The organism is Nocardia sp. NBC_01377, from assembly GCF_045040005.1.
GTDB lineage: Bacteria > Actinomycetota > Actinomycetes > Mycobacteriales > Mycobacteriaceae > Nocardia > Nocardia noduli.
Genome location: NZ_CP109566.1, coordinates 4,408,124 through 4,432,497 on the forward strand (window position 1 = coordinate 4,408,124; position 24,374 = coordinate 4,432,497).

General features: G+C 69.2%; 22 protein-coding genes. 9 read left to right on the forward strand and 13 right to left on the reverse strand.

Translation table 11 applies throughout. The features are described from left to right. Nucleotides 1–24: 24 nt before the first annotated feature. Complete coding sequence (gene cobN, locus OG225_RS20405; RefSeq protein WP_405183121.1) at nt 25–3,660, reverse strand: cobaltochelatase subunit CobN; 3,636 nt, start codon at nt 3,658–3,660, stop codon at nt 25–27. A gap of 178 nt (nt 3,661–3,838) precedes the next feature. Continuing rightward, a complete protein-coding gene (locus OG225_RS20410) occupies nt 3,839–4,447 on the reverse strand; it encodes a TetR/AcrR family transcriptional regulator (RefSeq protein WP_405183122.1) in 609 nt (202 codons plus the stop codon). A gap of 109 nt (nt 4,448–4,556) precedes the next feature. On the opposite strand from OG225_RS20410, the gene OG225_RS20415 reads away from it, so the two are divergent. Continuing rightward, the gene (locus tag OG225_RS20415) at nt 4,557–6,134 is read left to right on the forward strand and encodes an MFS transporter (protein WP_405183123.1); all 1,578 of its coding nucleotides are present in this window, start codon (nt 4,557–4,559) and stop codon (nt 6,132–6,134) included. Between the two features lie 37 nt (nt 6,135–6,171). Here the strand turns inward: OG225_RS20415 and OG225_RS20420 are convergent, their stop codons facing one another. Continuing rightward, nucleotides 6,172–7,314, reverse strand: a complete 1,143-nt coding sequence (locus OG225_RS20420; protein WP_405183124.1) for an epoxide hydrolase family protein — start codon at nt 7,312–7,314, stop codon at nt 6,172–6,174. A gap of 63 nt (nt 7,315–7,377) precedes the next feature. On the opposite strand from OG225_RS20420, the gene OG225_RS20425 reads away from it, so the two are divergent. Continuing rightward, entirely contained in the window at nt 7,378–8,382 is a 1,005-nt protein-coding gene (locus tag OG225_RS20425) for a helix-turn-helix transcriptional regulator (protein ID WP_405183310.1), read from the forward strand. Between the two features lie 7 nt (nt 8,383–8,389). On the opposite strand, the gene OG225_RS20430 is transcribed toward OG225_RS20425, so the two are convergent. Further along, nucleotides 8,390–8,707 (reverse strand): nuclear transport factor 2 family protein, encoded by a 318-nt coding sequence (locus tag OG225_RS20430; RefSeq protein WP_405183311.1) that lies wholly within the window; start codon nt 8,705–8,707, stop codon nt 8,390–8,392. Further along, entirely contained in the window at nt 8,682–8,831 is a 150-nt protein-coding gene (locus tag OG225_RS20435; protein WP_405183125.1) for a nuclear transport factor 2 family protein, read from the reverse strand. Before OG225_RS20435 ends, OG225_RS20430 begins: the two co-directional genes overlap by 26 nt. Before the next feature lie 96 nt (nt 8,832–8,927). Between OG225_RS20435 and cobG the strand changes: the two genes are divergently transcribed. Beyond that, the gene (cobG, locus tag OG225_RS20440; protein ID WP_405183126.1) at nt 8,928–10,109 is read left to right on the forward strand and encodes a precorrin-3B synthase; all 1,182 of its coding nucleotides are present in this window, start codon (nt 8,928–8,930) and stop codon (nt 10,107–10,109) included. Between the two features lie 6 nt (nt 10,110–10,115). Here cobG and ddaH read toward each other — a convergent pair whose 3' ends face one another. Beyond that, nucleotides 10,116–10,946 carry a dimethylargininase gene (gene ddaH / locus OG225_RS20445; RefSeq protein WP_216910281.1) on the reverse strand — a complete coding sequence of 277 codons (831 nt, stop codon included), beginning with the start codon at nt 10,944–10,946 and terminating at the stop codon, nt 10,116–10,118. A gap of 153 nt (nt 10,947–11,099) precedes the next feature. On the opposite strand from ddaH, the gene OG225_RS20450 reads away from it, so the two are divergent. From OG225_RS20450 to OG225_RS20465, 4 genes are read left to right on the forward strand one after another with little or no spacing between them, the layout of a single operon-like run. Then, on the forward strand, nt 11,100–11,537 hold the full coding sequence (locus tag OG225_RS20450; RefSeq protein WP_216910216.1) for an Lrp/AsnC family transcriptional regulator: 438 nt from the start codon (nt 11,100–11,102) through the stop codon (nt 11,535–11,537). 51 nt (nt 11,538–11,588) lie between these two features. Next, nucleotides 11,589–12,224, forward strand: coding sequence for a precorrin-8X methylmutase (locus OG225_RS20455; protein ID WP_405183127.1), 636 nt, complete (start codon nt 11,589–11,591; stop codon nt 12,222–12,224). Next, nucleotides 12,221–13,792, forward strand: a complete 1,572-nt coding sequence (locus OG225_RS20460) for a precorrin-2 C(20)-methyltransferase (protein ID WP_405183128.1) — start codon at nt 12,221–12,223, stop codon at nt 13,790–13,792. Before OG225_RS20455 ends, OG225_RS20460 begins: the two co-directional genes overlap by 4 nt. A gap of 44 nt (nt 13,793–13,836) precedes the next feature. After that, the gene (locus OG225_RS20465; protein WP_405183129.1) at nt 13,837–14,406 is read left to right on the forward strand and encodes a PadR family transcriptional regulator; all 570 of its coding nucleotides are present in this window, start codon (nt 13,837–13,839) and stop codon (nt 14,404–14,406) included. On the opposite strand, the gene OG225_RS20470 is transcribed toward OG225_RS20465, so the two are convergent. The 4 genes from OG225_RS20470 to OG225_RS20485 form a co-directional block, all read right to left on the reverse strand. Then, nucleotides 14,388–15,152, reverse strand: a complete 765-nt coding sequence (locus OG225_RS20470) for a cobalt-precorrin-6A reductase (protein WP_405183312.1) — start codon at nt 15,150–15,152, stop codon at nt 14,388–14,390. The genes OG225_RS20465 and OG225_RS20470 overlap by 19 nt on opposite strands. After that, the gene (locus tag OG225_RS20475; protein ID WP_405183130.1) at nt 15,149–15,739 is read right to left on the reverse strand and encodes a hypothetical protein; all 591 of its coding nucleotides are present in this window, start codon (nt 15,737–15,739) and stop codon (nt 15,149–15,151) included. The genes OG225_RS20470 and OG225_RS20475 overlap by 4 nt, the downstream gene beginning before the upstream one ends. 107 nt (nt 15,740–15,846) lie before the next feature. Continuing rightward, a complete protein-coding gene (cbiE, locus tag OG225_RS20480) occupies nt 15,847–17,088 on the reverse strand; it encodes a precorrin-6y C5,15-methyltransferase (decarboxylating) subunit CbiE (RefSeq protein ID WP_405183131.1) in 1,242 nt (413 codons plus the stop codon). Beyond that, entirely contained in the window at nt 17,085–17,849 is a 765-nt protein-coding gene (locus OG225_RS20485) for an SDR family NAD(P)-dependent oxidoreductase (protein WP_405183132.1), read from the reverse strand. The genes cbiE and OG225_RS20485 overlap by 4 nt, the downstream gene beginning before the upstream one ends. Nucleotides 17,850–17,937: 88 nt before the next feature. Here OG225_RS20485 and OG225_RS20490 point away from each other — a divergent pair, with 88 nt between their 5' ends. After that, complete coding sequence (locus OG225_RS20490; RefSeq protein WP_216910228.1) at nt 17,938–18,336, forward strand: PPOX class F420-dependent oxidoreductase; 399 nt, start codon at nt 17,938–17,940, stop codon at nt 18,334–18,336. A gap of 144 nt (nt 18,337–18,480) precedes the next feature. Here OG225_RS20490 and OG225_RS20495 read toward each other — a convergent pair whose 3' ends face one another. Then, on the reverse strand, nt 18,481–19,608 hold the full coding sequence (locus OG225_RS20495; RefSeq protein WP_405183133.1) for a M24 family metallopeptidase: 1,128 nt from the start codon (nt 19,606–19,608) through the stop codon (nt 18,481–18,483). Nucleotides 19,609–19,741: 133 nt separating this feature from the next. Between OG225_RS20495 and OG225_RS20500 the strand changes: the two genes are divergently transcribed. Beyond that, nucleotides 19,742–20,713, forward strand: coding sequence for a 5'-3' exonuclease H3TH domain-containing protein (locus tag OG225_RS20500; RefSeq protein WP_405183134.1), 972 nt, complete (start codon nt 19,742–19,744; stop codon nt 20,711–20,713). Between the two features lie 99 nt (nt 20,714–20,812). Here the strand turns inward: OG225_RS20500 and OG225_RS20505 are convergent, their stop codons facing one another. Next, complete coding sequence (locus OG225_RS20505; protein WP_405183135.1) at nt 20,813–21,523, reverse strand: DUF4333 domain-containing protein; 711 nt, start codon at nt 21,521–21,523, stop codon at nt 20,813–20,815. A 118-nt stretch (nt 21,524–21,641) separates the two neighbouring features. Then, on the reverse strand, nt 21,642–24,344 hold the full coding sequence (locus OG225_RS20510; RefSeq protein WP_405183136.1) for a DEAD/DEAH box helicase: 2,703 nt from the start codon (nt 24,342–24,344) through the stop codon (nt 21,642–21,644). Nucleotides 24,345–24,374 lie beyond the last annotated feature (30 nt).

Consider the following 24,374-nt stretch of genomic DNA (forward strand, 5'->3'; position numbering starts at 1 on the left):
ACCTCGCCCGCCGCCCGAACGGCACTACTCGAGTTCGCCCTCGGTCTCCAGGTACACCCGACGCAGACGGTCGAGCGTCTCCTGTTCGGGAGCCGACCACATGCCGCGCTCGGCCGCCTCGAGCAACCGCTCGGCGATACCGTGCAGTGCCCACGGATTCGACTGCTCCATGAATTTGCGATTCGCGTCGTCGAAAACGTAGCTCTCGCTGAGCTTCTCGTACATCCAGTCGGCGACCACATCGGTGGTGGCGTCGTAGCCGAAGAGGTAGTCGACGGTGGCGGCCATTTCGAACGCGCCCTTGTACCCGTGCCTGCGCATCGCCTCGAGCCAGCGCGGATTGACCACCCTGGCGCGGAACACCCGCGCGGTCTCCTCGGACAGGGTCCGGGTCCGCACCGCGTCCGGGCGGGTGCTGTCACCGATGTAGGCTTCCGGATTCTTGCCGGTCAGCGCGCGCACGGTGGCGACCATGCCGCCGTGGTACTGGAAGTAGTCGTCGGAGTCGGCGATATCGTGCTCGCGGGTGTCGGTGTTCTTGGCCGCCACCGCGATTCGCCGGTAGGCGGTGCGCATGTCCTCGGCGGCGGGCGCGCCGTCCAGGTCGCGGCCGTAGGCGAAGCCGCCCCACGCGGTGTACACCTGCGCCAGATCGTCGTCGGTGCGCCAGCTCTTGGAGTCGATCAGCTGGAGCAGTCCCGCGCCGTAGGTGCCGGGCTTTGACCCGAAGATCCTGGTCGTGGCGCGACGCCGGTCGCCGTGCTGGGCCAGATCCGATTCACTGTGCGCGCGCACGTAATTCGATTCGGTCGGTTCGTCGAGATCGGCGACCAGGCGTACCGCGTCGTCGAGCAGCGCCAGGACGTGCGGGAAGGCGTCGCGGAAGAATCCGCTGATTCGTACCGTGACGTCGACGCGTGGGCGTCCGAGTTCCTCGAGCGAGATCACCTCGAGGGTGGTCACGCGACGGCTGGCCTCGTCCCAGACCGGCCGGACACCGAGCAGCGCGAGCACTTCGGCGATATCGTCGCCCGAGGTGCGCATCGCCGAGGTGCCCCATACCGACAGGCCGACCGAGCGCGGGTACTCGCCGTGGTCGGCGCGATATCGCTCCAGCAGCGATTCGGCCATGGCCTGACCGGTTTCCCAGGCCAGCCGCGACGGGACGGCCTTCGGGTCGACCGAGTAGAAGTTACGACCGGTGGGCAGGACATTGATCAGTCCGCGCAGCGGCGAACCGCTCGGACCGGCGGGAATGAAGCCACCGTCGAGCGCGTGCAGCACCCGCTCGATCTCGATGCCGGTCTGGCGCAGGCGCGGAGCGACCTCGGCGGCGGCGAAGCGCAGCACGGTGCGCACCGCGTCGAGACGCTGCGTCGAATCCTGCTCGCCCGGTGCGGATTCCACGATGGCGGGCGCGAATTCGGCGACGATGCCGTCCACCGCGTCCACCGACCAATCGGTGGCCTGCAACGCCTCGACCAGTTCGCGGGCCTTGCGCTCGACCACGTCGACGCGATTGCGGGTCTCGGTGCCGGATTCGTCGAGGCCCAGTGCCTCGCGCAGGCCGGGCACATTGCGCTCGCCGCCCCACAATTGGCGCGCGCGCAGCATCGCCAGCACCAGGTCGAGTTCCATCTCGCCCACGGGCGCCTGACCGAGAATATGCAGACCGTCCCTGATCTGCACGTCCTTGATCTCGCACAGCCAGCCGTCGACGTGCAGGAGCATATCGTCGAAGGAATCCTCGTCCGGGCGTTCGGCCAGTCCGAGATCGTGATCCATCTCGGCCGCGCGCATCAGCGTCCAGATCTGCTGCCGGATGGCGGGCAGTTTGGCCGGGTCGAGGGTCGAGATGTTGGCGTGCTCGTCGAGCAGCTGCTCCAGACGCGAGATGTCGCCGTAGCTCTCGGCGCGCGCCATCGGCGGGATCAGGTGATCGACCAGCGTCGCGTGTGCCCGGCGCTTGGCCTGGGTGCCCTCGCCTGGATCGTTGACGAGGAACGGGTAGATCAGCGGCAGATCGCCGAGCGCGGCGTCGGTGCCGCAGGACGCGGACATGCCGAGGGTCTTGCCCGGCAGCCATTCCAGGTTGCCGTGTTTGCCGAGGTGGATCATGGCGTCGGCGGCGAAACCCTCGTCGGCGCGCAGCCAGCGGTAGGCGGCGAGGTAGTGGTGACTCGGCGGCAGATCCGGATCGTGGTAGATGGCGACGGGATTCTCGCCGAAACCGCGCGGCGGCTGCACCATGAGCGCGATATTGCCGAAACGCAGTGCCGCGATGACGATTTCGCCGTTCGGGTCGGCGGAGCGGTCCACATACAGCTCGCCCGGCGGCGGACCCCACGCCTCGACGACGGCGTCGCGCAGATCCTGCGGCAGCGTGTCGAACCAGGTGGTGTAGGTGGCGGCGCCGATCCGGATCGGGTTGCCCTCCAACTGTTCGGCGGTGAGCCAGTCAGGATCTTGGCCGCCGGCCGCGATGAGGGCGTGGATCAGCGTGTCGCCGTCGCGTTCCTCGAGGCCGGGCACCTCCCCCGGCGCGCCGAGATCGTATCCGGCCGAACGCAATTCGGTGAGCAGACGAATGGCGCTGGCCGGAGTGTCGAGCCCGACCGCGTTGCCGATGCGCGCGTGTTTGGTCGGGTAGGCCGACAGCATGATCGCGATCCGCTTGTCCGCGGCGGGAATATGACGCAGCCGGGCGTAGCGGACGGCGATCCCCGCGACCCGCGCCGCGCGCTCGGCGTCGGGCATATAGGTGGACAGGCCGTCGGCGTCGAACTCCTTGAACGAGAACGGCACCGTGATGATGCGGCCGTCGAATTCCGGCACCGCGACCTGGGTGGCGACATCGAGCGGGGAGAGCCCGTCGTCGTTGGCCTCCCACTGGGCCCGTCCGCTGGTCAGGCACAGACCCTGCAGGATCGGCACGTCGAGTTCGGCGAGCGCCGCCACGTCCCAGGCCTCGTCGTCGCCGCCCGCCGAAGCGGTCGCGGGCTTGGAGCCGCCCGCGGCGAGCACGGTGACGACCAGCGCGTCGGCCCGGCGCAGGGTGTCGAGCAGTTCGGGTTCGGCGGTGCGTAGCGACGCGCAGTACAGCGGGAGCGGCCGGGCGCCCGTGTCCTCGATCGCGGTGCACAGCGCGTCGATATAGCCGGTATTACCCGCGAGATGCTGCGCGCGGTAGTAGATCACCGCGACGGTGGGCGCCTCGACGTCGAGTTCGCGCGCCGAGCGCTCGAGTTCGCCCCAGCTCGGTAGTTGCACCGGCGGGTCGAAGCCGTGACCGGTGAGCAGCACCGTGTCGGACAGGAAGGCGTGCAGTTGGCGCAGATTCTCCGCACCGCCCGCGGCCAGGTAGTTGTGGGCGTCGGCGGCGACGCCGCCGGGAACGGTCGAGCATTCCATCAGTTCGGCGTCGGGCGCGAGTTCGCCGCCGAGCGCCACCATCGGAACCCCGCTCGCGCGTACCGCCTCCAGGCCCTCTTCCCAGGCCCGTCTGCCCCCGAGGATCCGCACGATCACCAGGTCGGCGCCGTCGAGCAGGGCGGGCAGATCGTCCACGAGCAGCCGCGCCGGGTTACCCCAGCGGTAGTCGGCGCCGCTGGCGCGCGCGCTCAGCAGATCGGTGTCGGACGTGGACAGCAGCAGGATCACGGGTGACCTTCCTCGGGTGACGCGCCCATCGGGATATTCGGTGCTCGCCGGGGAGGGTCTGGCTGTTCACAGTGGCGCGACCGCACCGGAATCGCACCGGTTTCCTCGACGCCCGCCGAGCATGCAGGATGCTACCTGCCCGCCGAGCGCCTCCCGACCCGGCATACGCGGGGGACGGTCAGGACACCGGATGGGCGACCGAGCGCGCGGCCAGGAAATCGTCTACGATGCGGGCGCAGTCCTGCGGTGTCGAGGCGCGCAGTCCGATCAGCTTGGCGAACACGAGCGGCCCCACCAACTGCGAGAGCACGAAGAAGGTGTCGAATTCGCCGAGTTGCGCGCGGGCCTCCTGGGTGTCGAGCACCCGGTCGAACGGCACCCGGTACTGATCGATGAGGCGCTGGCTGAGCGAGGTGATGGTCGCGTTCTCGGCGACACGGTCGGATCCGGTCGCCAGCCAGGCGAGCGTTCCCACCTGCAACGGCATGTCACGGATGGCATCGGCCTGACGTTCCAGCAGGGTGATCAGGCGTTCGCGCAGCGGACCTTCGGCCGGTGTCTCCAGCACGGGCGGCAGCAGGCGTTCGATGGTGGCGGCCCGCAACTGCATCGCGTTGTCGAAATGCCGGTAGAGCGTGGTCTTGGCGACCTTCGACAGCTTGGTGACGCCTTCGACCGTCACCGCCTCCAGCCCGCCGTCCTTCAGCAGGGCGGTCGCGGCGTCGAGCAGGCGGGCGCGCGAACGCACCTTGCGCGGGTCGATGTCGACGTCGTCGGTTCCGCTCATATCGCCCAGTATTCCTTCACATCGTGGGCTACCTCACCCGGTCTACCGGGGACCGAGCGACTTATGCTACTCATAGTAGCGTAGCGATACCAATAGTTGCGGAGGTCCGATGGAATCCACCGAACGCGCCGGACTGTCCGCCGCCCAGCGCTGGCTGCTGACACTGTCGTGTCTCGCGGTGGTTCTCGTCATCGCCTCGATGGCGGCACTGTATACAGCGTTGCCCGAGATCGCGGCCGCGACCGGGGCCAGCCAGGCCGAACTCACCTGGATCGTCGACGGTTACACCCTCGCGCTGGCCTGCCTGGTCCTGCCCGCGGGCGCGTTGGGCGACAGATACGGTAGGCGCGCGGTCCTCATCGTCGGCCTGATCATCTTCTCGCTGGCCTCGGCGATCCCGCTGGTACTCGACAGCCCGACCTGGCTGATCGCCGCCCGAGGTGTCGCCGGAGTCGGCGCGGCGCTGGTGATGCCATCGACGTTATCGCTGCTGACCGCCGGATTCCCCGAGGAACGGCGCGGCAGCGCGATCGGACTGTGGGCCGGCGTCGCGGGCGCGGGCGCGATCCTCGGTATCCTCGGCTCGGGCATCCTGATCGAATACTGGTCCTGGCTCTCGATTTTCGTCGGCATGACCGTCGCGGGCGTCGTCCTGTCCATCGCGGCGTTCACCGTGGCGGAATCGGTGGACAAGTCGAGGCCCGCGATGGACCCGCTCGGCGCGATCACCGGAGCCCTCGCGGTCGGCGCGCTCGTGATCGCCGCGATCGAGGTGCCCGCTCGCGGTTGGCTCGACCCGCTGGTGCTCGTCGCGGCCGTCATCGGCATCATCGCGGCCGTCGCGTTCGTGGTCGTCGAGAAACGGGTCGCGCATCCGCTGATCGATATCAAACTCTTCGCCGACCGGGGTTTCGGCAGCGGCACCGCGATCGTCACGGTGCAATTCCTGGTCACCTTCGGCATGTTCATGCTGCTCGTGCAGTATTTCCAGCTGATCCTCGGATACCGGCCGCTGATCTCGGCGGTGGCGCTCGCGCCGATGATCGTGCCCATGGTGATGATCTCGGCGATCTCGCCCTGGCTGGCGCAGCGGGTCGGCCTGCGCATCCCGACCTTCGCCGGGCTGCTCGCGATCGGTGGCGCGCTGCTGATGATCGCCCGCATCGACGTCGACGGTTCCTACGTCGACCTGCTGACCCCGTTGCTGCTGATGAGCGCGGGCGTCGGACTGTGCACCGCACCGGCCACGGCCGCGATCATCGAGGGCACACCGGTGGAGAAGCACGGTGTCGCGGCGGCGGTCAACGACGCCGCACGCGAAGTCGGAGCGGCGATCGGCATCGCGATCGGCGGCAGCGTGCTCGCGGCAGGGTACAGCGAGCGCATCGCCCCCGCCCTGCCGAGCCTCCCCGAAGCCGCGCGGGAACCGGTCGGCGACTCGCTCGCGGCCGCGCTGCAAGTCGCCGAACGCGCCGGTTCGGCGGCCCAACCACTCGCCGAATTCGCCAAATCCGCGTTCATCCACGGCCTGCACCAATCCGCGACGACCCTGGGCTTCCTGACCATCGGCGCGGCGGTGCTCATCGCCTTCTGGACCCCCGGCCGCCGACGCGCCGCCGTGCCCGCCGAACCGAAGCCCGCGGTGACCGAACCGCAGGCGGCGGCCACGTCGACGAAATCGGAGTAGTCGGGGGTCTTCGCGGCCCGTCGGCCCCGACTCGGGGTCAGGAAACGCCGCGGAAGAAGACGCGGAGGTCGTCCGCGAGCAGCTCCACCTCCTCCATCGCGGGGAAGTGACCGCCCTCGGGGAACTCGCTCCAGTGGCCGATCGCCTTCCACGGGTCCATCGCGCGGCGCACGAGCGGGTGGGTGTCGAACACGGCCCATCCGGACTGCACGTCGGAGGCCACGAGCCAGTCGAGTCCGGAATGCTCGCCCTCGTAGTAGAACTGCGCGCTCGACGCGCCGCTGCGGGTGAACCAGTACAGGCTGATGTTGGTGAGGAGTTGGTCCCGGTCGACCGTCTCGTCCGGCGTCCGGTGGTCGCCGCGGGTCCTGGTCTTGAACTTCTCGGCGATCCACGCGAGCTGACCGACCGGCGAGTCGGTGAGCGCCGCGCTGATCGTGTCGGGACGGTGGTTCTGCATCTCGAGATACCCGCGATCGGCCGCGTCCTCGGTGCGCGCGGCCGCGAACTGGGCCATCTCGTCATCGGACAGATCGTCGGGGTAGGGGAACTTGTCGCCGACGAACCCGAGACACCGGGAGTCGGTGCCGATGTGTGTGCCGATGACGCGCTCCGGGTAGAGCGCCGCGAGGCGCCCGGTGATGCCCGAACCGATATCGGTGCCGTGGGCCGCGAACCGTTCGTAGCCGAGACGCATCATGATCTCGGCGTAGGCCTCCGTCGTCCGCGCCAACTCCCAGCCGGTTCCCGACAGCGGGGTGGAGAACCCGAAGCCGGGCAGCGAAGGGATGACCACGTGGAACTCGTCGGTCAGTAGCGGGACGAGTCGCTGGTACTCCACGAACGAGCCCGGCCAACCGTGGTTCAGCATCAGCGGGGTCGCTTCCGGATTCGCTGATCGCGCGTGCACGACGTGGAAGGTCTGCCCGTCGATGGCCGTCGTGCACTGGTCGTACTCGTTGAGTTTCGCCTCCTGCGCACGCCAGTCGAACCCGTCGCGCCAGTAGTCGGCGAGTTCCTTCAAATACACCAGCGGGATGCCACGGCTGAAGTCGGTGCGATCGTCTCGGCCCGGCACGGGGATCGGCCAGCGCGTGCGCGCCAGCCGGTCGCGGAGGTCGTCGACGTCGGCCTGCGGGATGTCGATGCGGAACGGTGCGAGTGCGGTGTTCTCGGTCATGGCGTCCACGTTCCCGGGTAATGCGGCAGATCAGCTTCCGCGATTGCTGAAATGATCGAGAACATGTTGGAGACCTCGGCCCGCCTGCTCGCACTGCTGTCGTTGCTCCAGCTCAGGCGCGACTGGACGAGCTCCGAACTCGCGGGTCGGCTCGAGGTGAGCACGAGGACCGTGCGCGCCGACATCGGCAAGTTACGCTCGCTCGGCTATCCCGTGGACGCGCGCCCCGGCGTGGCGGGCGGGTACCGGCTGGCCGCCGGGACGGCGATGCCCCCGCTGCTGCTCGATGACGACGAGGCCGTCGCCGTCGCGGTCGGGCTGGGCGCGGTCGCGACCCGAAGGCTCGGCGTGGAAGAGACCTCGCTCACCGCGCTCGCGAAGCTGGAGCACGTGCTGCCCTCACGCCTGCGTCGGCGCGTCGAGGCGGTACGCGAGGCGATGAGCGTCGTTCCGGGAGCTGAACCGCCGCTGGATCTCTCGGTTCTCGGCGCGGTCGCCGCCGCGATCCGCGGCCACGAACGGCTCCGGTTCGGATACACCAAGCACGGGGGCGCCGAACGGGCCTGCCACACCGAACCGCAACGGCTGGTGACCTGGGGGCCGCTCTGGTACCTGCTCGCGTGGGATCTCGACCGTGCCGACTGGCGGATCTTTCGTGTCGACCGCATGATTCCGCACGCACCGACGGGTGCGCGGTTCCAGCCGCGCGCGGTCCCGGAGGACGATGCCGTCGAGTACGTCGTCGGACGCGTCAGCAGGGCGGCCTGGAAGTACCGCGCCCGGGTATTCGTCCACGCTCCCGCCGCCCGGGTCGCCGCGAAGATCCACATCCCGGTCCACATCGAGGTGGTCGACGAGTCCACGTGCCGTGTCGAACTGGGTTCCGACGACCCGGACCGGCTTGCGCTGTGGATGGCACAACTCGACGTCGACATCGAGGTGATCGACAGCGACGAACTCGCGGTGGCGTTCGATCGCCTGGCGACGAGGTTCCGCCGCGCGGCAGGTTCTCGGCCGTCGGTCACCCGCCGGGCACGTTCCCCCGGCTCCGGTGATGCCACCGCGTAACGGGGGATCAGGTCAGATCGGCGTTCCCGTCGATGACCTTGAGGTGATAGTGGAAGCGGTCGACGCGCCAACCCGCGGCGGTACGTTCCGCGCCGATGGCGTAGCTACCGACGAAGGTGCGGGTCGCACCGTTGGCCGCGCTGTTCTTGACGTGGACGGCGATGGCGTCGGCGTGCACCGCGGCGGTGTCGCCGTCCAGGTCGACCAGATAGTTCCCGGCCTGGTGGTGGACTTCGTCGAGATCGCTCAGACCGGTGCGCCAGTCGCCGACGATATCGGCGGCGGGGCGGATGGCGACATCACCACCGAAGCCCGCCGTCGAAATCCACGTTCGCGGTGAACACCTCGGTGAGGAGTTCGTCCCAGCGCTTCTGATCGGTGTAGACGAACATGCGGGTGACGACCTCGATGATCGCGAAACGATCTGCGAGGTAGGAGGTTTCGGACATGGATCGACCCTACTCACCGCTCCCGCCGCCGCGCACGCGCATTTTCCCGCCGGGCGCCCGGCGACGCGCGGGAGCCGGTCGTAGGCTGGCAGTGCTATGACTCGACGTGCTCCCGATTCCTGCCCCGGTGTCCTGCGGCTACATCAGGCCGCCGACGGACCCCTGGCCCGCATAAGGCTGCCGGGCGGCAGGCTGGAGCCGGATCAGTTGGCCGATCTGGCCGCGATCAGCGTCGATCTCGCCGACGGGAACATCGAACTGACCTCGCGCGGCAATCTGCAATTGCGGCAGGTGGGTGACGCGGTCGCGCTGACCGATCGGCTCGCCGCCGCCGGACTGCTGCCGAGCCGGTCCCACGAGCGGGTGCGCAATATCGTCGCGTCGCCGTTGTCGGGTCGGCTCGGCGGACTGGCCGATGTGCGCGATCGGGTGATCGCGCTCGACGAAGGTCTGCGCGCGACGGCGCGGCTGGCCGATCTGCCCGGGCGTGTGCTGTTCACCCTCGACGACGGACGCGGCGATGTGAGCGGACTGGCGGGCGATATCGGCGTACACGCCGTGCGCGCCGACGAATTCGCACTGGTCCTCGCCGGGTCCGACAGCGGTATCCGGGTCGGCGCGACGCATGCCGTCGATCTCGTGCTGGCGGCGGCCGAGGGATTCCTCGACCTGGATTCGGGGCAGTGGCGGCTGCGCGACATCGAGGACGGCGCGGCCCGGGTCATCGAGCACCTGGGCCTCTCCCCCGGTGACGAACGCCTGGAATTCGTCGCGTACCAGGATATTCCGATCGGCTGGCTGGATCAGGGCGACGGCTCGGTGGCACTCGGCGCCGGGGTGCGCCTGGGGACGCTGCCCGCGCGGGTCGCCGAATTCCTGGCCGCGGTACAGCGCCCGATCTACGTCACCCCGTGGCGCAGTCTGCTCGTGGTCGACCTGGAGGAGTGGGCCGCCGAACAGGTCGTGCGGGTGCTCGCGCCGATGGGAATGATCTTCGACGCGGACTCGCCCTGGTTGCGCGTGAGCGCCTGCGCCGGGCAACCGGGATGCGCGAAATCGCGCACCGATGTCCGCGCCGACACGGCCGCGGCCGTCGAATCGGGACGGGTACTGCCCACCCGCGACGACGCGGGCATTCCACCGGCCGATCCGGTGGAGGCCGCGATGGTCGTGGCGGGCGGACGCCAGCACTGGTCGGGCTGCGAACGTCGTTGCGGACGGCCGCCGGGCGCGGTCACCGAGATCACCGCGATGCCGGACGGCTACCGGGTCGACTGAGCGGCGCTAATGCAGTTCCAGGGTGCAGCATTTCACGCCGCCGCCCGCTTTGAGCAGTTCCGACATGTCGATGCCGACCGGGTTGTATCCCTGCGCGCGTAACGCCTCCCCGAGACCGTGCGCGCGGGCGGCGATGAACACGTTGAATCCGTCCGACACCCCGTTCAGGCCGAGCACCATCGCGTCGGCGTCGTCGGCGAGGACGGCATCGGGATACAGCGCGGCCAGGATGTCGCGACTGTCGGCGCTGAACGCCTCGGGGAAGTAGGCGATATTGTCCTCGTCCAGCACCATCAGGGCCGTGTCGAGGTGGTAGAAGCGCGGGTCGACCAGTTCGAGCGAGACCACCGGGCGACCGAAATAGCGCTCGACCTCGCGGTGGGCGGCGGGCGAGCTGCGGAACCCGGTGGCGGCCAGGATTCGACGGCCGACCCGGAGGAAATCTCCCTCGCCCTCGTTCACCTCGGTGGCCGCGACGAGCTCGCGGAATCCGCGCCGGGCGAACCACTCGTGATAGGCGGGGCCCTCCGCCGCGCGTTCGGGATGGGTGAACCGCGCCGACATGGCCCGCCCACCGATGACCACACCGCTGTTGGCGGCGAAGACCATATCCGGCAGGCCCGGCACACCCGGCACGACCTCGATGCGGTGGCCGTGGCGCTCGAATTCCACGCGCAACGCCTCCCACTGGGACAGCGCGAGCGAGCGATCGACCGGTCGGGCCGGATCCATCCAGGGGTTGATCGAGTACGAAACCCCGAAATGATCGGGGCGGCACATCACGAACCGTCGCGGTGTCGACTGCCGCCGGACCGGATCGGACTCCGACGTGGGCATGGTGGCTACAGAGGTCAACGTGGCTCCCGAGGTAGTCGCGAATCTTCCACTGCCACGACCATAATTCGCCTATCATTGCGCCAGAAATAGCAATTCATTGCGCAATCAACGGGAAATATGGCGATTTGTTGCGTAGCGCGAGGAGAATGTGACATGGACGACATCGACCGCCGAATTCTGGGGCACCTGCTGCGTTCGGCGCGTGCCTCGTACCAGGAGATCGGTTCCGGCATCGGACTGTCGGCTCCCGCGGTGAAGCGCCGGGTGGATCGCATGGTCTCGAGCGGGCAGATCACCGGATTCACCGCGCTGGTCAACCCCGCCGCGCTCGGCTGGACCACCGAGGCCTACGTCGAGGTCTACTACCGCGACAACATCACCCCGGCCGAACTGCGCCGCAGCCTGGAACCGATCCCACAGGTGGTCGGCGTCTGGACGATCGCGGGCGAGGCCGACGCCCTGGTGCATGTGATGGCCACCGATATGGCCGAAATCGAGTCGACCGTCGAGCGGATCCGCGAGAACACCCGGGTCGGGCGCACCCGCAGTTCCCTCGTGATGTCGCGCATCCTGGAACGTCCGCGCACCTGAAGCGGTACCCGGGCGTGATCGTGCTCGCCTCGCCCTCCTAATGTGGTGCGCATGTCCGACGTGCGTGCCGACTACCTCACCGACGGGGCCGAGATCTATCGGCGCTCGTTCGCGACGATCCGCGACGAGGCCGATCTGGCTCGCTTTCCCTCGGATGTGTCGCAGGTCGTGGTGCGGATGATCCACGGGTGCGGACAGGTCGATCTGGCCGATGACATCGCTTTCTCCCCCGGTGTCGTCGCCGCGGCGCGGGCCGCGCTGCGCGCCGGGGCGCCGATTCTGTGCGACGCCAATATGGTCGCCTCCGGCGTCACCCGCAAACGTCTGCCCGCCGACAACGAGGTGATCTGCGCCCTCGCCGATCCGCGGGTGCCCGAACTCGCCGCGAAGATGACCAACACCCGCTCGGCGGCCGCGCTCGAACTCTGGGGCGAGCGGCTCGGCGGCGCGGTCGTCGCCATCGGCAACGCGCCGACGGCGCTGTTCCACCTGCTCGACATGCTCGACGCGGGCGCCCCGCGCCCGGCCGCCGTACTCGGCATCCCGGTCGGGTTCATCGGCGCCGCCGAATCCAAGGACGCGCTGATCGATTTCGGCGGTATCGAGTATCTGACCGTCCGGGGCAGGCGTGGCGGCAGCGCCATCACCGCGTCGGCGCTGAATGCGATTGCGAGCGAACAAGAATGACCGAGATCAGCGCACCCGGCAAGCTGTGGGGTGTCGGGCTCGGCCCCGGCGACCCGGAACTGGTGACCGTCAAGGCCGCCAGGGTGATCGAATCCGCCGATGTGATCGCCTTCCACAGCGCCAAGCACGGGCGCAGCATCTCGCGCGGTATCGCCGCGCCGTACATGCGGGCGGGCCAGCTGGAGGAACATCTGGTCTACCCGGTGACCACCGAGACCACCGATCACCCCGGCGGGTACCAGGGCGCCATCGACGAGTTCTACGAACAGGCCGCCGAACGCCTCGCGGCGCATCTGGCCGCCGGTCGTTCCGTCGCGCTGCTCGCCGCCGGTGATCCGCTGTTCTACAGCTCGTACATGCATATGCATCGCAGGCTCGCCGACCGCTTCGAGGCCGAGATCATCCCCGGCATCACCTCGGTGAGCGCCGCGTCGGCGGCGCTGGGCACCCCGTTGGTGGAAGGCGAACAGGTGCTCACGGTGCTGCCGGGGACCATGCCGACCGACGAACTGACCCGCAGGCTCCGCGGCACCGAGGCCGCCGCCATCATGAAACTCGGCCGCACCTACCCCGGTGTGCGCAAGGCGCTCGCGGATTCGGGACGGCTCGACGACGCCTACTACGTGGAGCGCGCGAGCAGCACCCGTCAGCGCGTGTTGCGCGCCGCAGACGTGGATGACGCCGACGTCCCGTACTTCTCCATCACCCTGGTTCCCGGTCCCCGGCCCACCACCCCGCTTCCACGCGCGGTCGTGCGGGCCGCGGCCCAGCACGCGGTCGTCGAGTCGCCCGCGACCGCCGACGACTCCGTGACGCCGAGCACGGCGGGTGAGGTCGTCGTCGTCGGGCTCGGTCCGGGGTCGGCCGAGTGGACGACCCCCGAGGTGCGTCGCGCGCTCGATGAGGCGACCGATCTCGTCGGCTACACCACCTATATCGACCGGGTGCCGGTGTGCCCCGGCCAGCGCAGGCACGCCAGCGACAATCGGGTGGAATCCGAAAGAGCCGCCATGGCACTGGATCTCGCCCGCAAGGGTGCGCGCGTCGCGGTGGTCTCCTCGGGCGATCCCGGGGTTTTCGCGATGGCCGCCGCCGTGTTGGAGGAATCGGCCGACCCGCAGTGGGAAGGGGTTCCGGTGCGCGTCCTGCCCGGCCTCACCGCCGCGAACGCGGTCGCCAGCCGGGTCGGCGCGCCGCTGGGACACGACTACGCCATGATCTCGCTCTCGGACCGGCTCAAGCCATGGGAGGTTGTCGCACAGCGCCTTTCGGCCGTCGCCGCGGCGGATATGGCGATCGCGATCTACAACCCGGCCTCGTCGCAGCGCACCTGGCAGGTCGCCGCCATGCGCGAGCTGCTGCTCGAACATCGCAAACCCGATACACCGGTGGTGCTCGGGCGCGATGTCGGCGGACCGACCGAGTCGGTGCGGGTCGTCACCCTCGATGAACTCGATCCCGCCGAGGTGGATATGCGCACGCTGCTGATCATCGGCTCCTCCACCACCGCGTCCTTCGACACCGACGCCGGGCCGCGGGTCTACACGTCCCGCCGATACACGCGCTGACGGCCTCGCTTCGTCTCGCGGGGTCGATCGGCTAACATTCCACTATGGAACGTGAGGATGTAGCGAACGAGACCCGATCGACCGAGCGCCGCAAATCCCTGAATTCCACGGCGGCCTCCCTGCTCGGGTTCCTGCACGAGGGTCCGATGTCGGGATGGGATCTGGTGACGATCGCCCAGGAGCGCATCGGCGACTTCTGGACCATCACCCAGAGCCAGGTCTACCGCGAACTGGCCGCGATGGACAGCGCGGGCCTGGTCGAGAAGGGGCAGGCGGGTGCGCGCGACCGGACGCCGTACCGGATCACCGACGCGGGCCGCGCGGCCTTCCGCGAATGGATCGGCCGCGACCCCGGCAGCGAGACGATCCGCGTCCCGCTGCTGCTGACGCTGTCCTTCGGCGAACACCTCGATCCGCGTCATCTCGACCGGATCATCACCGCCAACCGCGCCATCCACCACACGCGGCTGGACCGGTACCGGGCCGAGGACCCCGACACCCTCACCCCGCACCAGCGGGCCACCCTGGAATTCGGCATCGGTTACGAAACAGCCGTCCTCGAATGGTTCGAGCGCCTCCCCGACCTGCTCCGGGTTCAGCGGATGGAATCCTGATCGGACCGAACCGCCGTGCGCAGCAACCATTCCCGCGCCTGCTCGACGGTTTCCACCGCGGTGACGCCCTCGGGCAGCACGGGCCGGTCGACGACGACGACGGGTAGTCCGGCGGCGCGGGCCGCCACGAGTTTCGCCTCGGTCTGATCGCCGCCGCTGTCCTTGGTCACCAGCACGTCGATCCGCCGGTCGGACAGCAGCGCTATCTCGTCGTCCACCGCGAAAGGTCCACGGGTCAGCAGCAATTCGTGCTTCGGCGGCAGCGCGCCTTCCGGCGGGTCGATGGCGCGGATCAAGAACCACTGCCGGGTCAGGCCCGCGAACGCGCCGACGCCCTGGCGGCCGATGGTCAGGAAGACCCGGTCGCCGAATGCGGTCAGGGCTCGAGCGGCGGCGTCGAGGTCGGTGACCCTGGTCCAGCGGTCACCCGGTTGTTCGCTCCACGCGGGACGCAGTATCCGCAACAGCGGGATGCCGAGCGCCGCGGTGGCGACGGCGGTGTTCGCGCCGATTCTCGCGGCGAAGGGATGGGTCGCGTTGACGACGGCGCCGATATCCTCGGCCGCCAGCCAGTCGCGAAGTTTCTCGGTGCCGCCGAAACCGCCGATCCGCACCGGCCCCTCGGGCAGATGCGGATCGCGCACGCGACCGGCGAGCGAGGAGACGATCTCCAATCCCCGCTCACCGGACGTCGATGCGGCGAGTTCCCTGGCTTCCTGGGAACCGCCCAGAATCAGAACCCTCAGGGCTGCCCGCTGAAGTAGGCGATGCCCGCGTTGATCAGGTTCGGACCACCCGCGATCAGCAAGCCGATCAGCGCACCCACCGGCAGGCCGATGCCGAAGAAGAAGAATCCGATGATCCCGCCGATGACGGCGCCCAGGGACGCGCGCTGCAACTCGCTGAAGAACCAGTCCTGCGAACCGATGGCCTCGGCGTGCCTGGCGACCGCGTCGGCGGTGGGCTTGGCATCCGGGGTCAGCGTCAACTGCTGCGCCGTCGGATCGATGGTGGCGGCGATGGAGATCAGCTCCTCACCGACCTTCGCCTGCAACGGGATGGAGGTGACCACCGCGCCGTCGGCGTTCGTGACCGTGACGTACTTCTTGTCGGCGTCGAAGGCGAACGATCCGCCGGTGACCGCGGCGACGATCGACTTGTCGAGCGCCTGCACCGTGTAGCCGACGCCCTGATCCGTGCCCTGCACGCCGGCCACGGCCTGATTCTGCACGGCCGGGGCCGGTGCGGAGGGCGCGGCGCCGGAGGTGCCGGAGGCGATGCCGGTGGCGGCGACCGCGAGGATCGCGGTGGCGGCGAACTTCTTGTACTTCATCAATCTCCCCATTAGAAACCTGAAGTCCGATAACTATCGGATCTCGGCCACCGACCCTACCGCCCGACTCCCGCTGTTTCACCTGCAGTTCCGGTATTTCCAGTCTGCTACGACAGTATTTTCCGTACCGACCACTGAGTTACCGGTAACTGTGGGCGCCACGCCGTGAAGCCGCCGAGCGGCTCGGCCCGATAGATCTGAAACTTTCGCAACTCACCTCCGTGACTGTCGGCCCAGGTCAGCAGCAGCGATTCCGATTCGGCGGTGACCGCGTTCGCCACCAACCTGCCGCCGTGTCGCACATACGACCAACATGTCTCGAGCAGGCCATCCTGCGTGAGCCCGCCGCCGAGGAAAATCACGTCGGGTGATCCGGATTCGGCGGCCACGATCGCCAATTCCTCGGGGGCCGCGCCGCGGACGACGACCTGCGGCACGCCCAGCGCGGCGGCATTGCCCGCGATCTGCCGACGTCGCGCCTCGTGCTGTTCGAACGTCACCGCCCGGCACGCCGGATGCGTCCGGCACCATTCGATCGCGATGGTGCCGGACCCGCCGCCGATATCCCACAGCAGTTCGCCCGGCGCGGGCGTGAGCGCGGCCAGCGTCAGCGCGCGCACCTCGGATTTGGTGAGCTGTCCGTCGCCGCTGTACATCTCGTCGGGCAGGCCGGGCACCCGAGTGGTCCGCGCACGGGCCGGATCGCCCACGCACTCGATCGCGACGATATTCAGCGGATCGCCCTCGCCCCTTCGCCATTCGGCCGCGACACCGGACGCCAGGCACTCGTCGGGGCCACCGAGTTGTTCGAGCACCGTCAAGTTCGACGCGCCGAAACCGTTGTCCCGCAGAAGTTCGGCGAGCGCGGCCGGGGTGTGCTGATCGGCGCTGAGCACCAGGATCCGGCGTCCGTCGCCGAGTTCGGGCAGTACCGTCGCCAGGGGTCTGCCGACCACGCTCACCACCGGAACATCGGCCAGCGGCCACCCCAGCCGCGCACAGGCCAGCGATACCGACGACGGCTGCGGGAACACCCGCAGCGCTCGAGCGCCGACGAGTCGGGCCAGCGTGACACCGATCCCGTAGTACATCGGATCACCGCTGGCCAGCACACCTATCCGCGCGCCCGCGTTGGTCTCCAGCAGACCGGGCAGGGCGGGTACCAGCGGCGACGGCCACCGCATCCGCTCGCCGGTGACGTCGTCGGGAATCAGCGCCAACTGGCGTGGCGAGCCGAACAGCACCTCGCACGCCGCGATCTCGCGCCGCGCCGTCGCCCCGAGTCCGTCCCAGCCGTCGGCGCCGATCCCGATCACCGCGATCGGAGGGCCCGGCCATACCTTCGTCACCGCGGCATCCGACGCCAGACCGATTGCGGGACGAAACGGACGACGGCGTAGATCGGCTGGAAGATCCGAGGCACCCACACGCGGGCGGAGCCACGACGCAGGCCACGGACCACCGCGTCGGCGACCTGATCGACGGTGCTCGACAGCGGGGCCGGTTCCATGCCCTCGGTCATGCGCCCGATGACGAAACCGGGACGCAGCAGCAGCAGCCGAACGCCGCTGCCGCGCAGGGCATCCGACAATCCGGTCGCGAATCCGTCGAGTCCGGCCTTGGCCGACCCGTAGACGTAGTTGGCGCGGCGCACCCGCGCGCCCGCCACCGAGCTGAAGACGACCAGTTGCCCCGAGCCACGGGCCCGCATGAGGTTCGCGAGGGTGGTCAGCACGCTGATCTGGGCCAGGTAATCGGTGTGCGCCACCGCCAGTGCGTGCGCCGGGTCCTGTTCCGCGCGTGCCTGATCGCCGAGTACGCCGAAGGCGAGCACCGCGACGCCGATCCCGCCGTGCTCGGCGTCGATCTTCTCCAGCAGCGCGGGATGGCTCGCGGTGTCGTCGGCGTCGAATTCGACGGTGTGCACGTCCGTGGCCCCCGCGTCTCGCAGTGTCGCGATCTCGCCGTCGAGGTCACCGTGGCGACGGGCGGCCAGGATCACCGTCCGGCCGGCCGCCAACCGCCGCGCCACCTGGATACCCATCTCGCTGCGTCCGCCGAGCACCAGCACAGGCCCGTCGGCGATGCCACGCCCACCTCGCAATCCCATGCGGACAGTCTGTCATTGCCGGCCGTGCGCCCGTGCCGCCACCGGTCCCCTCGTGACCTGCGCGGACATCGGCGGCTACGGTCGGGGGATGCCGACAACCACCGCGCGACTGACGCCGACCGCCCTCGAATTCGTGACCGAACGGCATCTCGCCACCCTGACCACCCTGCGCGCCGACGGCACCCCGCACGTCGTCGCGGTCGGGTTCACCTGGGATCCCGAGGCCGGGATCGCGCGCGTGATCACCAACGACGGTTCGGTGAAAGTGCGCAACACGCGCCGCTCCGGGTACGCGGCGGTGAGCCAGGTGGACGGAATCCGGTGGCTCACCCTGGAAGGGCCCGCCACCGTCCTGGACGATCCCGCCGACGTCGCCGACGCGGTGGCGCGCTACGCGGGCCGCTACCGGGTTCCCCGGGAGAACCCGACGCGCGTCGTGCTGGCGATCCAGGTCGCCCGCGTGTTGTCCAGCAGCACCCTGCGCTGAACAGCACCGCGTACGGCGCCGGGCGCACCGGCGCCCCACGCACTCGCCGAGGACACCGACTGCCGATATGGCTTCGCCCCGTATCGCCCGGTGACCGCGCCGGACAAGGAGCCGTGGCGGCTCGGTTCACTCCGCCGCGGTCACCTACAGCACCGTCAGTCCGTGCGGGCGGTGGTTCATCGACTCGCAACCGTCCTCGGTGACGATGACGATGTCCTCGATACGCGCACCCCATTCGCCGCGGAAGTAGATGCCGGGCTCGATGCTGAAGGCCATACCCGGCCGCAGCACCAGGTCGTTACCCGCGACGATGTAGGGCTCCTCGTGCACCGACAGCCCGATGCCGTGGCCGGTGCGGTGCACGAACGCCGCGCCGAAACCGGCCTCGGTCAACACCTCTCGCGCCGCCGCGTCCACCGAGGCCGCGGTGACGCCCGGACGTGCCGCGGCGACCGCGGCGGCCTGCGCCTGTTCCAGGACGTCGAATTTCGCGGCCACCTCGGAGGCGGGTTCACCGAGGACATAGGTCCGGGTCGAATCGGAGAAATAGCCGGGTTCCACGGGGCCGCCGATATCGATGACCACCACGTCGCCGCGTTCGATCCGACGTTCGGAGACGTGGTGGTGCGGATCGGCGCCGTGCGGGCCGCTGCCGACGATGACGAACGCCGCCTCGAGATGGCCTTCCTCGACGATCGCCCGTTCGATCGCGGCGCCGACCTCGGCTTCGGTGCGCCCCGCGGCGAGGAACTCCCCCATGCGCGCGTGCACCCGGTCGATGGCGGCGCCCGCCCGGCGCAGCGCGTCGATTTCCGCGTCCCCCTTGATCATCCGCAATTCACGCAGGACCGGGGTGGCCGATGCGGGCAGGCCGCTGACGGACTGGGCGAGCGGGATCAGATGCAGAGCGGGCATCGCGTCGGCCACCGCGACCCGCGAACCGGCGTGCAGGGTGGATTTCACCAGCTGATAGGGGTCGACGCCGTCGACCCAGTCGAGTATCTGTAGGCCGAGTTCACCCGTCGCCGAACCGGACAGCGAGGCCAACTCCAATTTCGGGATCACCACCGACGGTGTCGCACCGTCGGCCGGGATCACCAGGCAGGTCAGCCGTTCGAAGGATTCGGCCGCCGAGCCGATCAGATACCGCAGATCGGGGCCGGGCGTGATGAGCAGGGCGTCCAGATGCGCGACCCGCATCAACTCCACCGCCCGCTCCAGCCGCTCTCCGTACACATCCGCCGCGAACCTGGACTCCGTGTGCGAACTCATAGGGTCCGACGTTACCCGCCGACCGTGGCCGCGCGAACCGGAACAAAGGTGAGGTGCGGTTTCCGCCCCGCGACGCGGGTGCGGCGAGGGCGAAGTCCGGGGACTTGTCGGCGCGGAAAGGTAGCCTCTGCGCGTGACCTCTGCGACTTCCGGTGCGCCCCTGCTGCTCCTCGACGGGGCCAGCCTGTGGTTCCGGGCGTTCTACGCCATCCCGGACAAGATCACCGCCCCCGACGGTCGTTCGGTGAACGCGCTGCGCGGTTTCACCGATATGGTCGCCTCGCTGATCACCAAACACTCGCCGAGCCGGTTGGTGGTGTGCCTCGACCTGGACTGGCGCCCGGGATTCCGCGTCGACCTGGTGCCCTCCTACAAGGCGCACCGCCTCGACACGACGGTCGGCGCGGCCGACGGCGCGGAGGAAGTACCCGACAAACTGACCCCGCAGGTCGACATGATCCTGGAGGTACTCGCCGCGGCGGGAATCGCCACCGGCGGCGCGGAGGGACTGGAGGCCGACGATGTACTCGGCACCCTCGCCTCGCGGGAACGCACCGATCCGGTGGTGGTCGTCAGCGGTGATCGCGACCTCCTGCAACTGGTCCGCGACGATCCGGCGCCGCCGGTGCGAGTGCTCTACGCCGGTCGCGGTCTGGCCAAGGCCGAACTGTTCGGCCCAGCCGAGGTCGCCGCGAAATACGGTGTGCCCGTGCCGAACGCGGGTCCGGCCTACGCCGACCTGGCGACCCTGCGCGGTGACGCCTCCGACGGGCTGCCCGGCGTCGCCGGAATCGGCGAGAAATCGGCGTCGACGCTGATCACCCGCTTCGGATCGCTGGAAGCCCTGATCGCCGCGGTCGAGGACCCGGAATCCGAACTCGCCGCGGGCGTGCGCGCCAAACTCCGCGCCGCGGACGACTATCTGAAGGCCGCCGCCCCCGTCGTGCGTGTGGTCCGCGACGCCGAGGTCGAACTCTCCCGCGCCGACACCCTGCCCACCGCACCCGCAGACCCGGATCGGCTGCGCGAACTGGCCACGAAGTACAACGCGGAAAGTCCCGTCACCCGCCTGGTCACCGCGCTCGGCGCGCCGAGATCGCACTGACACGACGGAGCCCGACCGACTGAATTCCCCCGCCCCCAGCGGAATTCACGAACGGCCGGGCTCGGCGCAACCCCGCGCACCTCTCGGCGATCGGCTACCTCAGCTCGGGCGACCGACCTCGTAGGTCCCGTTCTCGTTGGTGATCTTGACGTTGACCTTCTTCTGCTCACCGCTCACCTGGAGGGTGCATTCGAAGGTGGCGTCGACCTTGACCTCCTGGCCGGACGGGCAGGAGACGCCGTCGACGTCCTGGATGCCGTAGGAATCGGTGAGCACCTTCTTCACCCCCTCCTGCACGGCGGCCTGGTCCAGCTTGTCCTTCGAGGTCAGCACGACCACCAGCGCGACGATCGCACCGACGACCAGCACGCCGAGGATGCCGAGGCCGATGAACAGCCCCTTGCCCTTGCCGCCGCTGGAGGGCGGCGTCGGCGGACCGGGATGCCACTGCTGCGGCGGCTGCTGCTGCTGCCCCCACTGCTGCTGCGGCTGCTGGTTCCAGTCCTGCGGTGGCTGCTGCTGGCCCCACTGGGGCTGGGACTGCCCCCACTGCTGCTGCGGCTGAGCACCGGTCTGCGGCGGCTGCTGCCCCCACTGCGGCTGGGACTGGCCCCACTGCTGCTGGGGCTGACCACCGGTCTGCGGCGGCTGCTGCTGGCCCCACTGCTGGGTCGGCTGCGCCTGCTCCGGATTCTGACCACCCCAGTGCTGGGTCGGCGCGGCCCCGCCCTGCGGCTGCTGTGCACCCCACACTTGGGTGGGATCGTTACGTCCCTCCCCGGGGTCGTTCGGTCCGTACGGGCCGCTCATCTGCTTGCCTCCACTCGCATCGGTATACATACGGTAGCCCCCCGACGGCGAGTAGTCGCATAGCACAACTCCTCGGCCACGGTCGGTACGCGAAGAAATCAAATCACAAGTGAATCGCCTACGCGGCGTCCACCGCAACGACACCCCGCCGAATGGCGCGCACAGCCTTCGCCGCCGTCGCGGCCACCTCGACGTCGTCGGCGGTGCCGTGGATCTGGTCGAGCAGATCGATGACCTGCCTGCACCAGCGCACGAAATCGCCCGCCGACAGCGGCGACCCCTGATCACCGCTGGCCAGCAACGACTCGGCCAACCCCTCGCCGCCGGCCCATTTGTAGACACCGGCGACGAAACCGGTGTCGAGTTCCCTGGTGGGCGCGAGTTTGTGCCGGGCCTCGTCTGTTCGCAACTGGCTCCACACACCGATGGTCGCGCCGATCGCTCGCCGAATCGGTTCGGTCGGACCGGCGGCGCCGAGGTAACCGCCTTCTTGCCGCGATTCGAACACCAGCGCGGAAACCACGCCCGCCAGTTCGGCGGGCCCGAGCCCACGCCACAGGCCCTGGCGCAGGCATTCGGCGACGAGCAGATCGCATTCGGCGTAGACGCGCGCGAGCCTGCGTCCGTCCGCGGTCACCTCGCCCGCGTGCACGAAACCGCGTTCCTCGAGCAGCCCGAGAATCCGGTCGAAGGTACGTGCCAGCGAATTCGTGGTGGCGGCAACCTTCTGGCGCATGGAGTCGGTCTCGCGGCTCAGGCGGTTGTAGCGTTCGCCGACCCGGCTCATCTGCTCCCGATCGGCGCGGGTGTGCGCCGGATGCGAACGCAGACTGCGGCGCAGCGTGGACAGTTCCCTGTCGTCGGCCGCACCCGAGCGCTTGTTCCTGCGCTGCCTGCCCGGCACCGAGATCCCGGTGTCGCGCAGCGCGGAGGCCAGATCGCGCCTGATGCGCGCGGTCCTGTGGTCGACCCGCCGCGGCAGCCGCATATGCCCGAGCGCCTCGGCGGGCACCGGGAAGTCGGCGACCGAGACCCGGCCTGCCCATTTGTCCTCGGTGAGAACGAGCGGACGCGGATCCCCCGGTGTCGCGTCCGGCTCCAGGATCACCGCGAGTCCGGCCCGCCTGCCCGTCGGAATCGCCACCACGTCGCCGCGGCGCAACGCGGTCAGTGCCGTCACCGCGGCACCGCGACGATCCATCCTGGTCTGCTGTTCGAGCTGACGCTCGCGCTGTTTGATCCGCTCGCGCAGCGAGATGTATTCCAGGAACCCGCCTTCGGCGCCGTCGAGTTGTCCGCGCAATTTGCGCAGCTGCATCTCGTTGCGTTCGATGCCGCGCACCAGCCCGACCACCGAGCGATCGGCCTGGAACTGCGCGAAGGACCGCTCGAGCAGTGCCCGCGCCTCGTCGGAGCCCATCCGATCGATCAGATTGATGGACATGTTGTAGCCGGGCTTGAACGAACTGCGCAGCGGGTAGGTCCTGGTCGAGGCGAGCCCCGCGACCGCGCTGGTGTCGACCTCGGGCTGCCAGAGCACCACGGCGTGGCCCTCGACATCGATACCGCGCCGACCGGCACGTCCGGTGAGCTGGGTGTACTCCCCCGGTGTCAGTTCGGCGTGCGATTCACCGTTGAATTTGACCAACCGCTCCAGCACCACCGTCCGCGCGGGCATGTTGATGCCCAGTGCGAGGGTTTCGGTGGCGAACACGGCACGGACCAGCCCGCGCACGAACAGTTCCTCGACCGTGTGCCGGAACGCGGGCAGCATCCCCGCGTGGTGGGCGGCCAACCCGCGATGCAGCGCCTCGCGCCACTCCCAGTAGCCGAGCACCTCCAGATCGCCCTTGGGCAGATCCCCGGTATGCCTGTCGATGATCGCGTCGATCTCGGCGAGATCGGCGTCACGGCTCAGATCGAGCCGCGACCGCAGGCATTGCGCCAGCGCGCCGTCGCAGCCCGCCCGGCTGAAGATGAACGTGATCGCGGGCAGCATCCCTTCCTCGTCCAGTTTCGCCAGCACCTCCGGGCGCGGCAACGGACGGAAATCGCGCCTGCCGCCACCGCGGCCGCGCGGGCCGCCGCCCCAGCCGTTCATCCGGTCGGCCGCCTCGCGCTGCTTGATGTAGCGCACGAGATCCTCGTCTACCAGCACCTTCTGCTCGCTGGACTCGGTGTCGAACAGATCGAACATGCGTCGCCCGACCATGACGTGCTGCCACAGCGGCACCGGCCTGGTCTCGTCGACCACGACGCTGGTGTCGCCGCGCACGGTCTCCATCCACGCGCCGAACTCCTCGGCATTGCTGACCGTGGCCGACAGGCTGACCAACCGCACCTCGGCGGGCAGATGCAGGATTACTTCCTCCCACACCGCGCCGCGGAATCGGTCCGCCAGGTAGTGCACCTCGTCCATCACCACGAAGGACAGGCCGCGCAGCGCGTCCGAGGACGCGTACAGCATGTTGCGCAGGACCTCGGTCGTCATCACGACCACCGGGGCGTTCGGGTTGACCGCCTGGTCACCGGTCAACAGACCGACCTGGTCGCGCCCGTACCGTTCGGTCAGATCGGCGAACTTCTGGTTCGACAGCGCCTTGATCGGCGTCGTGTAGAAGCACTTCCCCCCGGCGGCCAAGGCCATGTGCACGGCGAATTCGCCGACGACGGTCTTACCCGCTCCGGTGGGAGCGCACACCAGAACCCCGTGCCCGTCCTCCAGCGCCGCGCAGGCATCGCGCTGGAAGGGGTCGAGGGTGAATTTCAGCTCGGCGGAGAATTTCGCCAATTCGCCCGTCCGAGACCGGTCAACTGTCACTTGTCAGAGCGTATCGGAGGAGTACGACAC

What these genes read in the sequence shown, in the direction of transcription:
- OG225_RS20435 (WP_405183125.1), bottom strand. Translation starts at nt 8,831, where the DNA reads ATGTCCGAAACCTCCTACCTCGCAGATCGTTTCGCGATCATCGAGGTC.
- OG225_RS20485 (WP_405183132.1), bottom strand. Translation starts at nt 17,849, where the DNA reads ATGGGATTGCGAGGTGGGCGTGGCATCGCCGACGGGCCTGTGCTGGTG.
- OG225_RS20415 (WP_405183123.1), top strand. Translation starts at nt 4,557, where the DNA reads ATGGAATCCACCGAACGCGCCGGACTGTCCGCCGCCCAGCGCTGGCTG.
- ddaH (WP_216910281.1), bottom strand. Translation starts at nt 10,946, where the DNA reads ATGCCCACGTCGGAGTCCGATCCGGTCCGGCGGCAGTCGACACCGCGA.
- OG225_RS20410 (WP_405183122.1), bottom strand. Translation starts at nt 4,447, where the DNA reads ATGAGCGGAACCGACGACGTCGACATCGACCCGCGCAAGGTGCGTTCG.
- OG225_RS20455 (WP_405183127.1), top strand. Translation starts at nt 11,589, where the DNA reads ATGTCCGACGTGCGTGCCGACTACCTCACCGACGGGGCCGAGATCTAT.
- OG225_RS20460 (WP_405183128.1), top strand. Translation starts at nt 12,221, where the DNA reads ATGACCGAGATCAGCGCACCCGGCAAGCTGTGGGGTGTCGGGCTCGGC.
- OG225_RS20505 (WP_405183135.1), bottom strand. Translation starts at nt 21,523, where the DNA reads ATGAGCGGCCCGTACGGACCGAACGACCCCGGGGAGGGACGTAACGAT.
- OG225_RS20420 (WP_405183124.1), bottom strand. Translation starts at nt 7,314, where the DNA reads ATGACCGAGAACACCGCACTCGCACCGTTCCGCATCGACATCCCGCAG.
- OG225_RS20495 (WP_405183133.1), bottom strand. Translation starts at nt 19,608, where the DNA reads ATGAGTTCGCACACGGAGTCCAGGTTCGCGGCGGATGTGTACGGAGAG.
- OG225_RS20450 (WP_216910216.1), top strand. Translation starts at nt 11,100, where the DNA reads ATGGACGACATCGACCGCCGAATTCTGGGGCACCTGCTGCGTTCGGCG.
- OG225_RS20425 (WP_405183310.1), top strand. Translation starts at nt 7,378, where the DNA reads ATGTTGGAGACCTCGGCCCGCCTGCTCGCACTGCTGTCGTTGCTCCAG.
- OG225_RS20490 (WP_216910228.1), top strand. Translation starts at nt 17,938, where the DNA reads ATGCCGACAACCACCGCGCGACTGACGCCGACCGCCCTCGAATTCGTG.
- cobG (WP_405183126.1), top strand. Translation starts at nt 8,928, where the DNA reads ATGACTCGACGTGCTCCCGATTCCTGCCCCGGTGTCCTGCGGCTACAT.
- OG225_RS20465 (WP_405183129.1), top strand. Translation starts at nt 13,837, where the DNA reads ATGGAACGTGAGGATGTAGCGAACGAGACCCGATCGACCGAGCGCCGC.
- OG225_RS20475 (WP_405183130.1), bottom strand. Translation starts at nt 15,739, where the DNA reads ATGAAGTACAAGAAGTTCGCCGCCACCGCGATCCTCGCGGTCGCCGCC.